The sequence below is a fragment of the Cupriavidus pinatubonensis genome (assembly GCF_019602855.1).
GTDB classification, from domain to species: Bacteria; Pseudomonadota; Gammaproteobacteria; order Burkholderiales; family Burkholderiaceae; genus Cupriavidus; species Cupriavidus pinatubonensis.
The window spans coordinates 46,911-60,045 of the sequence record NZ_CP080768.1 but is presented as its reverse complement, the minus strand read 5'-3'; the positions used below and the strand labels follow the sequence as shown (position 1 = coordinate 60,045).

Below are 13,135 nucleotides of genomic sequence, written 5' to 3'. Positions count from 1 at the left end.
CTCGCCTGCCCCTGGTTACAGTGAATAGCGGAACGACTTCACATAGCCGCTCCCCTTGACCGTCTTGTTTGCGCCCGAGGTAGTCAACGGCACGACGACCTCGGACGGGTACTCCTTCATGTCCTCGACCGCCGTGTCGATGTGGATCTCATATCCGGCGTCGAGCAACGTGTCGGACAGATCCAGCGTCGCGCGCAGCGTCTTGCCTGCGCCGACGCTGGCGCCCGTAATGCCGTCTACCTTTGCGGCGCCGCCCGTGGCGCGATACCAGTCGCGCAGGTGCCGGTAGTACTTGGCTTTGCGCCCTGCCACCCACAGCGTGCCCTGGTACCGCCCGGCGCGATCGGTGACATACATGGCAACGTAAGCGCCATCTCCCCCATAGCTCGACAGTTGCGTTTCGAACGAAACCTGACGCGCGGATGCGAGTGAAGGCGCGGCAAGGGCGCCGGCAAGCACGGCGATCGGGAATGCGTGTTTCATCTGGATTCTCCTGATTTGGGCAAAAAGGGGGCCTCGCACCCATCGCATTGGCCTGCCGCTGCTTCAGCAGGGCAAACGCCGATGAGGTACGCGTTGCGTCAGCAACAGGGGGTCAGCGGATCTGGACCTGGGGCTTCGTGCCTGGCTTCAGCAAGCCTTCGGGGGGTACGTCAGCCGGTGGTTTGCCAGTATTCGCGTCCGACAGGCGTCCGCGTGCTCCGCCGTGGTCGTCGTCTTCACGCTTCATGCGCACGACTTCAAGGGTGACGGGGTCAAGTTTTGCCTTGAAACGCCGGCCATCGGCATCATGCCCCTTGACCTCGTAGCAACCGTCGTCGATCCTGAGCCTGTCGATCTGCCAGCCCTTTTGCTGCGCCATCGTCCGGACATCGTCGCGCGGCTTCCAGGCGTTGACCGGCGCCTCGCAGTCGTCGCTGTCGTGCGCCTGTGCGGAATGGATGCCGGTAGCGCCGACAATCGCAAACATCACGAGTGCCAGATCCCTGGCAATTCGCCGGTGTTTCATTGCTAACATCTCCTGTTCGCATCCTTGGACTCTACAATGCGCCTGAAACCTGAAGCCAAGCTTGCGGAGACGAAAGATTTTCTTCATGTTCGCGACAGGTTCGCGTGGCAAAGTCATGCGAGACATCCATCAGAAAGATCTTAATGAGAGTCCTTCTCATCGAGGATGAACCCTGGCTCGGGGAGGCCGTTCGCGACCAGATCGAGAAAGACGGGCATCCGACCGACTTCGTGGCCAGCCTCGCCGAGGCGCGCCGACACCTTGCGGCCGCCAACTACGACCTGATCCTGCTCGATCTGCTGCTCCCCGACGGTCGGGGGCTCGACTTCCTTCGAGAGCTTCGTGCGGGTGGTTCGAACGTGCCCGTCATTATCCTGACTGCGCTCGATCAGGTATCGAACCGCATTGCCGGCCTGAACGCCGGCGCGGATGACTATCTCGTCAAGCCATTCGACCTGCCAGAGCTTTCCGCACGGGTGAGTGCGGTGTCACGCCGGTATTCGGGAAATCCGAATCCCTTGGTCAAGCTCGGCGAACTGCATATCGATACGGCGGGGCGCAGTGTGATGCGCGGTACCGCGCGCATCGACCTGACGGCCAGTGAATGGGCACTGCTCGAAGCCCTGATCCAGCATCCGGGGATGATCGTGTCAAGGAGCCGGCTGGAGGATCGCCTTTATTCCTTCAACGAGGAAATTGGCAGTAACACCATCGAGGTACATATGAGCCGGCTGCGCAAGAAGCTTGGTGCCGATGTCATCGAGACCTTGCGTGGGCTCGGCTATCGGCTCAAGCGGGACTGACCATGCTGCGCAGCCTGCAAGGTCGACTCGCGGCAGCACTGGTTGCAGGGCTCGCAGTGCTGTCGCTCGCGGCTGCGGCAGCTTCATTCTACGTGCTGCGCCACGAAGTCGATCAGATGTCGGACAGTGCGTTGCAGGAAACGGCGCAGCGCCTGTTGCCACTCGCCATCATGGATATCGTCGGGCGGGATGCGGATGATGATGAGGATAGCAACCGCCGTATCGCAGCCGTTCGCCCGCACGACGAATTGCTGACCTACGCGGTTCGCGATGACAGGGGCAGACTGCTGCTGCGGTCACACGACGCCGATCTGGCGATCTTCCCGCCGGACCTGAAAGCAGGCTTCACTTCCACGCCGTCGCACCGGATTTACGCCGAGCCCGGCTTACAGGGCACGATCTCTCTGATGATCGCCGAGCCGCTCGCCACGCGCCGGCATGCTGTGATGGAAGCCGCGCTCGCGGTCGCAAAGGTCCTCATCCTGTTTCTACCGGTGGGGCTGTGTGGCATCTGGCTGATTGTCCGGACCGGGCTGCGGCCAATCCGACGCTTTTGCGGCGGCATTGCTGCGCGGGGTCAGAACGACCTGACACCGCTCAAAAAGAAGGAGTTACCGACGGAAATCGCGCCGATTGCCGACGCAGTCAATGACCTGATGGCTCGGCTGGATCGTGCGCTGGCCGCCGAGCGCAGCTTCACTGCCAATAGCGCACACGAGTTGCGCACGCCGATTGCCGCGGCCCTCGCACAGACGCAACGTCTCATGGCCGAAATGCCTTCCGCCGCCATGCGCGAACGCGTGCAGAATGTCGAGAGAGCGCTGCACACCCTGTCGCGGGTCAGCGAAAGGCTCATGCAACTCGCGAAGGCCGAAAATGGACGCGTGCTCGGCGACGCGCCACAGGATCTGCGCCCGGTACTGGAGCTTGTCGTCGAGGATTTCCGGCGTATGGCCTCTGCGAACCCGATCCAGCTTGACCTGCCCGACCAGCCCGTTCCGTCGTGGATTGATCAGGACGCATTTGCCATTGTCGTGCGCAATCTGGTCGAAAATGCCCAAAAGCACGGCTCCCCTGGACAACCTGTGGGGATTTCGCTGTTGGCCACCGGCTCGCTCACTGTGAGGAATCACGGACCGGTGCTGCCGGACGATGAACTTAACCGTCTGACAAAGCCGTTCGAGCGTGGCGCGACGGCAGCCAACGGCAGCGGACTTGGCCTTGCTATCGTCGAGGCGATTGTGCGCGGCGCGGGTTCGTCCCTTGAGCTACGCTCCCCGGTTCCAGGCTGGCAAGACGGCCTGCAAGTAAGCATCGACCATTTGCTTGTTGCACCCGCGATGCGGAAGCGCGCGTAAGCCGGCCTGGCGACATCGATTGCGAGGGGTTGCACCGGACACCCCTGGCTCGACCGACAGGTACCCCAAATCGACCAGGTTCCGGCGCGTTGCTTCGTCACGGTGGGGAAGATAATTTCCGTGAGCGTCGCCAACGTAGGCGACGCTCATGCTGCAGACATACCCAGTCCACCTTTGTGAAGAGGTACACGGCCGCCAGAAGAAGCAACTGCGAGAGAACGAAATAGAGACCGAGATAGGCCCCGTCAAGATCCGTGTCCAGATAGCGCGAGCCCACCTGGGCCAGATGCGTCCACGCAAAATAGCTGATGAGGCGTCCAACAAAGAATGGCAGTCCAATCATCCAAAGCCGCATCCCCGTGAGGCCGTAGGCAATAAAGAGATAGTTCGAGGGGAATGGGCTGAAGGCATAAGCAAGCATGAACCCCACCGTCATGCTTTTGCGGCGCTCCAGCCACTGACCAACGACATCGATGTTCCGTCTGTCATCCTCACGCATCCAGCGCTGGCGCACCAGTGCAAAGGCCATCTGGGCCAAAACCAGGCGGCCGGTAGTCGCTGCACATGCCGCTGCAAGCGCCAGAAGGGCGGGGTTGGCCTCTGGCTGCGAAAAACCTACCCATGACATTACCATCCATGTCGGCGGGGCAAAGGCTGGCATCAGATTCAAGCCAAAGATCACGACGACCAGGACAAGCAAGTCTGCAATGTCGCTCATCCTTGTCCTCCCAAGACAAAATAGAGCTCATCTTCTTGCGCGCAATGCAGCCGCAGGATGGCATCGAGTCCATAGAGGAGCCTCTGTAATTCCCGCGCGCTCGTCTCGTCTGGCCCGTCCGACGGCAAGTTGGCAACGATCCGGTCCAGCAACCGAGTTACCCTGAAGATCTCGCGATGCATGCCACTCAGCGCCGCGAGCGGATCATCGCCACCAAGCAGGCGCGCCATGCCAGGATAGAGCTGCGTGTCATCCCGACGCTCGTGTGGAACCAGAACCTGATTCAGTGTCTGGCTGAGGTTCGTCAGCTCCGCGGCAGCCTTCTCGGCCGTCACCCGTGGCAATGCGTCGGCCAGCGCCCGAACCCGGTCGAGGATGGGCTCGAGCTCCGCGTGTTCGGCCTTCAGGCGCTCGACATCCACTGCAGGCAGGCGCGGCGTGACCCCTCCCTTCTCCGCCCTGAGAACCCTCAATGCATTGACAATGACCAGGACATCGATTGCTTCCTGCAGCATGGCACCGGCCAACGGCGGCAAATAGCCGAACAGCGCCGCAGCCATTGCCACCAAGGACAAGGCCATCCCCACGCCGACACTCTGGATCGCAATACGGCGGGCACGCCGCGCGATGCGTACGGCGTCGACGAGACGATCGAGCCGATCCACCAGCACAACCACGTCTGCCGCCTCGGCGGACGCCGCCGCACCGCGCGCGCCCATGGCGACGCCAACATCCGCGGCAGCTAGCGCTGGCGCATCGTTGACGCCATCACCCACCATGATTACTGTCCCATTGGCGCGGGCAGCGTGGATGGCCGACAGCTTGTCGCCTGGCGTTTGGGCGGCGTATACCTCGGTAACACCGAGCATGGCGCCGACCGATTCCGCTACGTCCTGGCGGTCGCCCGTCAACATCGCCTGCCGGACAATGCCCTCCTGTCGCAAGAGACGGAGTGCGCGCGGCGTCTCCAGGCGAATACGGTCTACCATCTGGAGTGCCCCGATGACCCTCCCGTCCGCCCCCACGAATACCGCCGACGCACCCTCGTAGCCGAGCCGCTCCAGGAACTTCGTGCACCAGGCCGGCACTTCGCCCTCACCCAGGACGTAAGAAGGCGATCCGACCGTGATCGTGCGTCCATTCACGACACCTCTGACCCCGGCCCCAGGGCTTTCCACCACTTGGCTCGGAGGCTGTAGCGAAATGCCTCGCTCGCGGCTCGCAAGCGTGACCGCTTCTGAAATCACGTGGTTCGACGCCTGTGCCAGCGAACCGGCAAGCCTCAGTACCTCTTCTGGCTCATGCCCCTCCGCGCACGCAACATCCACCAGGCGTGCGTGCCCCCCGGTCAGCGTCCCTGTCTTATCGAAGAACAGGATGCTGGCCACAGCGAGCCTCTCAAGCGCGCCGCCGCCTTTGACAAGTACACCCCGCCGCGCGCAGCGGGACAGGCCGGAAACGATGGCCACCGGCACTGCCAAGATTAACGGACAGGGCGTGGCCACGACCAGAACAGCGAGGCAGCGCGCCGGGTCCCCGCTGACAATCCAGCCCGCAGCAGCCAGAAGCACCGTCGCGAACACAAAGGCAAGTGCATACCGGTCTGCCAAGCGAGCGGACGGACTGCGTTCGGCTTGTGCTTTCCCGACCATTCGCACGATGCCGGCAAAGGTGCTGCGCTCGGCGGGGGCGCTCGCGACCATCTCAAAAGCAGCGCCCACGTTCAGCACGCCGCTGCAGACCGCATTCCCGGCCACCCGGTGTTGCACCACGGATTCGCCCGTGAGGGCTGATTCGTCCAGTTCCACCGGGACGCTCGGGGTGCCATCGACCGGTACAAGTTCCCCATGGCGGACTAGCAACCGGTCCCCCGCCTGGACAGTCTCAAGACCGACCTGCTGCCATTGTCCGTCCTGAAAACGATGGGCCACCTTCGGCGCATGGCTGAGAAGTGCCGTCATTTCCCTTTGCGCGCGGGCCTCCGCGAAGCTTTCTAGCGCGCGCCCACTGGCTAGCATCAGTGCGATGACGGCAGCCACGAGAAACTCGCCCATGCCTAGCGAGAAGCCAATTGACAGGAACGCCAGGATATCTACGCCCTGCTGCCTCCTTAGCGCGGCGCGCACGATCGCAGCGCTCAGTGCAACCAAGATCGGCACAACGCCCAACAGCCAGATGACATGGATGGCCGCCGCCGACAGGTAATTCCACCGGCTTGCCAACAAGCCAGCACCCAGCGTCACGACGGAGTTGACAAGCAATGCAGTATTGAGGAAGCGAGAGCCGAAGCGCATGTCTGCACCTAGGGAGAAATGCACCTGATTATCTCTGTGAGAACAAGTCGCAATGGTTCCTCCCAGTTCCGCCCAGTTTCGCCCAGTTTCGCCAAGTGCATTTTGTCGATTGATCACAAGACTTCATGCCACGTCGACCGGATCCACGTGCGTCATGACGTTGAGGACATCTTTGCGGCTCATCACTCGACGTCTCGCCTCGAGCGCAATGTCATGACCCTCTCTCACGCTCGCCGCTGCATTGATGTCAAGGTGGACGTCCACGAGAATCATGTCACCCATCTTCCGGGTCCGCACATCGTGCGCACCGATCACGCCTGGCGTTTCCAGCATGGCATTCCGAATCGCCGTTACCGTCTCCGCGTCGATCGCACGATCCATCAGGTCCCGCAGGGCACTTCGGGAAAACTGCCAGCCCATCCTTGTCACCATCAGGCCAACCACGAGTGCCGCGATCGGATCCAGCAGGTGGTAACCCAGGGTATTGCCCAGGATCCCCATTGCCACCACCAGCGAAGATGCTGCATCCGACCGAGCGTGCCAGGCATTTGCAACCAGCATGCTTGACCGGACTCGTTCGGCGATCGCGAGCATATACCGAAACAACAATTCCTTGGCTGCCAGCGCACCAAGGGCGACCCAGAGCCCGACTATTCGTACTGGCTGGATTGAATCCGGATGTTCAAGCTTGAGTACGGCGTTTGACAGCATGCCGACGCCGACGACTAGCAAAAGAAGTCCAAGTATCAGCGAGGCTGCAGTCTCGAAACGCTGGTGCCCAAAGTGATAGGCTTGGCTTGGCGCCTTCTTGCTATGGTGGCTGGCATACAGGACAACGAAATCCGAAACCAGATCCGAAAGGGAATGAATTGCGTCGGCCACCAGCGCTTGGGAGCCAGCAAAAATTCCGGCGGCAACCTGGGCGAGTGTCAGGCCGATATTGACCGAGACGCTCACGAGCGTGCTTCGTCTTGCCGCAGCCTGACTGGCTGGCATTTCGTCGGTTTCAGGGTTCAATCCATCTTGCTTTTGCATTGACAGTGCCTTGTGATTCGACGACAAGCCAAATATTAGCGCCCGCGCGACACCTCAACCAACCATGGAAGACAACCAGCCTTCATTCGCCCACGGCGCCGGGGTAATCGCTCCGGAAAGCTGCACCTCCGGCACCGTACACTAAGCGCAATCCGCTGCAACGGCGCGGCGGTTGCGAACATCGGCGACATGGCATGTAACCCAGGGGCGCAGTCGATTCTGGGTACATTTCGACTGACACAATGGACTATGGGCCGGTAGGCAGCTTTACCCGCTGGCCATCCTGAAGGCTGCTTTGCGGATATCGAACCACTTGTATGCTGTCGGTCAAGGGAGAAAGCAGTTCCGCCTCATCCGAATTCCGGTGGCTAATCCTGACCTCCGTCCTCCGCACCCGGTCGCCCTCAAGCCGAAACACACACCATTGCGCAGTCTCGCAGCGGAACAGCGAACTCGCGGGCAACTTTGTCGCGTGATCGGTCTGCCACAGCACAATGCTCGCGATGACGCGAAATCCGTCACCCAGTCCAGAGGGTGGATCAATAACGTCGATGATTACCCGGGTTCGCTTTTCTTCTATGCCGAGGGCGGATACCTTGGTGAACGCATGGGGCTCCACGAGCCTGACCTTGCCTTGTACCACCTGGTCGCCGCCCCATCCTTCCAGCCTCGCCGGCATCTGCGGCCGCACCTTGACTGCTTCCGTTGACAGTAGCTCGACCACGATCTCCAGGTCATGTGGATTGCCGATCGTCAACAAGGCCTCGCCCGCAGCGACAACCCGCTCGCTGCGCTCCGGAATGGACAATACGGCCCCGGTGAAGGGTGCATGAACCGGCACGACCGGCCAGCGCCCTCGTTTGTGCTGCTCGATGGCCAGCAGGCCAGCCTCGGCCACGCGGACCTCCTGCAAGGCGGTGCTGGCGCGGGCGCGCGCCGCGGCGAGATCATTGCCGGCGGTAATGGTGGCGTTGGCGGCCTGTTCCCCGGCCTGAGGAGACAGGAAGCGCTCCCTCACCAGCCTCTCGACACGCAGCAGTTCGCGCTGCGCCTGAGCGTAGTCTTCGGCGGCATGCCGGACGCGCTCCTGCGCCTCACGGTACGCTGCACGCGCCGCAGCCACCCTTGCTTCGACTTCTTCGCGTTCCCGGGCTGTCAGCGGGAGTGGCGCAAGTTCCGCCACCACTTCGCCTTCACGCACCCAGTCGCCCTCCCGCAAGCTGATCCGCATCAGTCTTCCTGCGACAGGCGCGGCAATCACGTAGCGCTCCCTACTTCGGGTCTCGCCCTCCTCGCTCGTGGTGACTGCCATCGCTCCAACGGACGGGCGCACCACCTCGACATCCACTGGCTCTGGCATCAGCAGAAAGCCAAGGCCTGCCGCAACCACAACAGAGCCCACCATCAGCAACGTCTTAGCTTTTGACCACCGCATCACCTTACTCTCTGGTTTTCAGCACGGCGATCAGGTCCAGCCGTCGCAGCCGCTGCTGGACAAGCAGTCCGGCCACGGCCGCGGCACCGATGGCTGGCAGCAATGCCTGCGCCAGTGTTTGCCTGCTCAGGCTGAGCGGGATGCGAAAGGCCTCGCGGTCGAACACGGGGACGAGCAAGGCACACAAGCCATAGCCCACGGCGATGCCGACCGGCAAGGACAAGACCGTCAGAAGGAACTGCTCGCCAAGCAGAATCCCCGCAACCTCTTGCTGGGAAAAACCAAGTACCCGCAGACTGGCCAGTTCATTCCCGCGCTCGGACAGCGCAATGCGAAAGTTGTTGTAAACGACCCCGGCCACGATGACCGTGGCAAAAGCCGCCAGCACAAGACTGGAGACGACAAACGTCCGATCAAGTGTTCTTTCGATGCTGGCGATCACAGCGGAGCGTATGATCACGGAACTCACGACGGGCAGGCTCTTGAGCCTTTGGTACAGAGATTGTGCCTTGTAGGCGTCGACGCGGAGGTACGCCCCACTGATTGCCGGCGCTTCGCCCAGCAAGCGGGACGATGCCTTGTGGTCCATGTAGGCAGCGGCGCCCAGCAGGTCATCGACGACATCCGCTACCCGCATGACCAGACTGTTGCGGCGGCCCTCGAGCACTTCAACCTCGACTCGCTCGCCCACCGATAAGCCCAGCTCCGCCGCCAGTCTTGCAGAGAGTACAAGCCCGTCCGAAGCAACCGGATGACGTCCGGAGGTGTAGCCCGTAATCTCATGTAACTCGCCCGTGGTGTCCAGACCTGTGATTTCGGTGCGTTTTGAGCGATTTGCGTTGCGTAACCATACCGGCACAATCCGAAATGGCTCGACTCGCAGGACGCCCGGCATCTGGGCCAGGTCATGGATCACCCGCAGGGGGCGCGGCTCGTTGAAGATCAACGTCACATCTTCATGCTGAACGCGGCCGAACTGGAGGTTGAGAATCGTATTGACGCCATCGAGTCCGAACCGTCCGACGATGGTCAAACCCACGGCCAGCGCGATGGCGGTGATGGACATCAAGGCCATGCCCGGCCTACGAGCCAGATTGCGAAAAATCAGGCGCAGGGGAATGGGCAGCACCGCCAGGAGGCCTGCACGGTCGAGAAAGCTCGCCCGGAAGCCGAGGGGTAACTCAGGACGCATCGCTTCGACCGGTGACAATCGCCCTGCACGCAAGGCGGCCGATGCACTGCCCACGGAGGCCGCGCACACACTCGCCATGACAGCGCCGGCCACGATCCCGGGCGAGACCTCGGCGTTCAGCGCGGGGAAGTGGAAATACTGGCGGTATAAGCCGATCAGCAATTTCTCGAGATACAGGCCGCCAGGCACGCCGAGCAGCACCCCAAGCAATATTGTCGCGAGGCCAAAATACACATATTGGAGAGCTACGGTCCCGGTGCTGTAGCCAAACGCCTTCAGCAAACCAACCTCAGCCCGCTGCAAGGTAACGAGGCGACTCAGCAACGTATACAACAGGAAAGCCGCCACTGCCAGAAATAGGGCCGGAACATAGCTGGCGATCACGCGGATCTCGTCGAGTTCATCGCTAAGGAATCGATTCGACTGTTGCAGTTTCCGTTCATACGCCCCGAGGCAGCCGTAACGGAGAAGCATCCGGTCCAGCCTTGTGACGACTTCCTGGGGACGGGCCGCGGCGTCAAGCAGGATGGCCAGATCATTGAAGCTCCCCTCCATATCGAAGGCGGACTCCATTGCGGCGTGCCCCATCCACATGACGCCGAACCGACGGTTGTCCGGAAACACCATGCCCTGCCCTACCTCATAAACATACTCTGGTGACATTCCCAGGCCAGTGATCGTCAACCGGCGGGCATGACCATTGAGTATGGCTGTCACGTGCCCCCCGACATCCAGTGCATTGGCATTTGCGAAGGCGACACTAAGGACGACTTCGTCGTCACGGGAAGGGTCGGGAAGTCGGCCCCGTGAAACCCATAGCGCATTGATGCCGGCCTTGCCAGGGGCTGGCAGGGATATCAGGCGTAGCGTGGCCGGCTCGCGCGTGCCCGGTACATCCGCATTAACGTCATGGACGATGCGCATGAGGACTTCGCGCACCCCCGGGATGGCCCGAATGGGACCTTCGATGGAAACTGGCGCTCGTTTTACATTGGCAAACACATCGGCAAAGCGCTGCATCTCGTAGTAGCGGTCCTTGGCGGATGCAAGAGAGCGCCATGCCCCATTCATCGCGACAAGCACGGCTATGCCGCATGCGACGACAAGCGCCGCGGCAGCAACCTGGGCGCGAAGCCGCCACAACTCGCGCGATAACATGGTGAAGCGTGCAGCTACCATCGCAGCTCCGATGGATTTGCCCGGCTCGCATGCTGCTCAATCTCCGTAATGCGGCCACTGCTGATGTGCAGCACCCGGTCAGCCATTGCAGCTATGGCTGTGTTATGGGTGATAATGGCTGTAATTGCGCCCCGCTCCGTATTCACGCGATGAAGAACCTCAAGTACAAGCCTCCCCGTGCTGTAGTCCAGCGCTCCGGTCGGCTCGTCGCAGAGAAGAATGTCCGGCTGCTTGACGACGGCACGGGCAATGGCGATGCGCTGCTGTTCTCCGCCGGAGAGTTGCGCTGGAAAGTGGTCTTTGCGCGCCGATAGCCCTACCAACTCAAGGGCATCGAGCGGATTCATGGGATGCTCGGCGATATCGGCCACCAGTGCGACGTTTTCCAGGGCCGTCAAGCTCGGAATCAGATTGTAGAACTGAAATACAAAGCCGACGTGCTCGCGGCGGTAAAGGGTAAGACCCGCCTCATCGGCGTGTGCCAGGTCATGGTCCCGGTATTCGATGGTCCCGGACGTCGGTCGGTCCAGTCCGCCAAGTATATGCAGCAACGTCGATTTTCCGCTCCCCGATGCTCCCAATAGGACAACAAACTCCCGGTCATAAAGGTCGAGGTCCACACCGTTCAGCGCGTGGACGACCACCTCGCCCGTTTGATACGTCTTGTAGACGCTGCGCACGCGAAAGAGCGGACTGCGATCGCTGGGCATAGAAGATCTGACTTCATTACCGGAGGTCAAACCGTATGGGATTCCCAGTCATTAGCTATTGGCAGTGCCAGCCTTCACTAGAAGGACGGGGCATGGGGCGTGGGCAATGACGCGGCCCGTTACGGAACCGACAATGGCATCCAGGAATGCGCCACGGCCGTGAGTGCCCATCACGATCGCCGCCGCATCGACAGAACTTGCAAACTCGACGATGCGCTCTGGGGCAAAACCTGTCAGCGCGTGCTGTTCGAAGGGAACACCCGCTGCGCTCAGGATCTCAGCAGCAGAACGCAACGTCCGGCCACTCTCGTCGGAGTGCCATGCTGCAAGGTCAGCGGCGCTGATGTAGGACTTCACCTCTCCCGACACGTCTGGCATGCAGTGAACCAGGTGTACGAGCAAGGGCCCCTTCAGTAATTTCCCGGCAGCCACACATTGTGCCGCCGCATCGCTGTACGTTGACCCATCGGCCGCAAGTACGATTTGCATCACTTTTTCCTTGAGTAGCAAAGACGGCGACGATCGTATGTTGCGCCGCAGGATATCGCGAAACGCGACGGATCACGGGCCTCCGCGGCTCTCTTCTACCGCACAAGTCACATGGTCATGTTCGTAAGGTAGATGATGAACCATTCACGGATTTGGGCTGGATCAAAGAAGCTGTAAGCGCAAGAAGCCGCGCTATACGGCCGAGCCGTCATGAAGAGATCACTATTGTCCGGCTGGGCCGCCCCTCCGGCCGTTCGGTTGCGCACACCGGAGATGCAGCCATCATCATCTGGGCGCCATCGAGTAGGGTAAGGGTCTGGCTGGGAGTGCCATGGCGCAAGGAGTTCCCCTGGTCACGCCAGAGCAACAATTTCCTCCTGGATACCTCGAGGAAGCGCAACAGGATGTGACTGCGGTTCCGCCGACGCCCGAGTAAATGGCAGCAAGCTGAACAATCCACCGCCGGCAGTGGGCAGGCTTCTCTGTGTCCGGCAGTGAGATAGATTTGGCCGTGGCTACGCGGCGTCATAAGGTGGCGCGCATGCTAACCCAACGCCAGCAGTCCGAGGAAGCCAGCCGTGAGGACGTAATTCCAATCGTGATGAAGAAAATGCCATTATGCGAAAGCATTTCAGCTCACTATGCTGTACAGCCATCTCCCACACGCCTGACGGTTCAAACTGGCTGCACTGGGAACTCGGCTTTCGATTAGAGCGCTCGCTGCATCAATGGTCGTTCGGCGAATTTCTCCCTCGACGGCTCTAGTTTCATCGACAACTACCCCGGCCGCTTACAGTTCGCCAGGAACGTATGGCATGGATCCTCGATGGGATCTCCTGCCGGGAGCTAAGTCGACAGTCAGAAGGTATGGCCCCTCTATAGGAAAAGCTGAGATAGCCGATTACTCAACGAT

General features: G+C 61.1%; 11 protein-coding genes. 2 read left to right on the top strand and 9 right to left on the bottom strand.

Annotated elements, in window-relative coordinates:
• Positions 1–15 precede the first annotated feature (15 nt).
• Together K2O51_RS31050 and K2O51_RS31045 are read right to left on the bottom strand one after the other, a co-directional pair.
• A complete protein-coding gene (locus K2O51_RS31050; RefSeq protein WP_220631856.1) occupies positions 16–483 on the bottom strand; it encodes a DUF2271 domain-containing protein in 468 nt (155 codons plus the stop codon).
• Positions 484–595: 112 nt separating this feature from the next.
• Positions 596–1,009 carry a PepSY domain-containing protein gene (locus tag K2O51_RS31045; protein WP_220631908.1) on the bottom strand — a complete coding sequence of 138 codons (414 nt, stop codon included), beginning with the start codon at positions 1,007–1,009 and terminating at the stop codon, positions 596–598.
• A 143-nt stretch (positions 1,010–1,152) separates the two neighbouring features.
• On the opposite strand from K2O51_RS31045, the gene K2O51_RS31040 reads away from it, so the two are divergent.
• A complete protein-coding gene (locus tag K2O51_RS31040; protein ID WP_220631855.1) occupies positions 1,153–1,812 on the top strand; it encodes a response regulator in 660 nt (219 codons plus the stop codon).
• Positions 1,813–1,814: 2 nt separating this feature from the next.
• Positions 1,815–3,170, top strand: a complete 1,356-nt coding sequence (locus K2O51_RS31035; protein ID WP_220631854.1) for a sensor histidine kinase — start codon at positions 1,815–1,817, stop codon at positions 3,168–3,170.
• A gap of 97 nt (positions 3,171–3,267) precedes the next feature.
• Here the strand turns inward: K2O51_RS31035 and K2O51_RS31030 are convergent, their stop codons facing one another.
• The 7 genes from K2O51_RS31030 to K2O51_RS31000 form a co-directional block, all read right to left on the bottom strand.
• Complete coding sequence (locus K2O51_RS31030) at positions 3,268–3,879, bottom strand: hypothetical protein (RefSeq protein ID WP_425333008.1); 612 nt, start codon at positions 3,877–3,879, stop codon at positions 3,268–3,270.
• A 5-nt stretch (positions 3,880–3,884) separates the two neighbouring features.
• Positions 3,885–6,182: a heavy metal translocating P-type ATPase gene (locus tag K2O51_RS31025; protein ID WP_220631852.1), complete on the bottom strand. Its 2,298-nt coding sequence runs from the start codon at positions 6,180–6,182 to the stop codon at positions 3,885–3,887.
• 123 nt (positions 6,183–6,305) lie between these two features.
• Positions 6,306–7,217 carry a cation diffusion facilitator family transporter gene (locus K2O51_RS31020; RefSeq protein WP_220631851.1) on the bottom strand — a complete coding sequence of 304 codons (912 nt, stop codon included), beginning with the start codon at positions 7,215–7,217 and terminating at the stop codon, positions 6,306–6,308.
• A 247-nt stretch (positions 7,218–7,464) separates the two neighbouring features.
• Complete coding sequence (locus K2O51_RS31015; RefSeq protein WP_220631850.1) at positions 7,465–8,622, bottom strand: efflux RND transporter periplasmic adaptor subunit; 1,158 nt, start codon at positions 8,620–8,622, stop codon at positions 7,465–7,467.
• A 34-nt stretch (positions 8,623–8,656) separates the two neighbouring features.
• Positions 8,657–11,023, bottom strand: a complete 2,367-nt coding sequence (locus K2O51_RS31010; RefSeq protein WP_220631849.1) for an ABC transporter permease — start codon at positions 11,021–11,023, stop codon at positions 8,657–8,659.
• Positions 11,017–11,733 (bottom strand): ABC transporter ATP-binding protein, encoded by a 717-nt coding sequence (locus K2O51_RS31005; protein ID WP_220631848.1) that lies wholly within the window; start codon positions 11,731–11,733, stop codon positions 11,017–11,019. Before K2O51_RS31005 ends, K2O51_RS31010 begins: the two co-directional genes overlap by 7 nt.
• A 51-nt stretch (positions 11,734–11,784) precedes the next feature.
• Complete coding sequence (locus K2O51_RS31000; RefSeq protein WP_425333006.1) at positions 11,785–12,222, bottom strand: universal stress protein; 438 nt, start codon at positions 12,220–12,222, stop codon at positions 11,785–11,787.
• Positions 12,223–13,135: the final 913 nt, after the last annotated feature.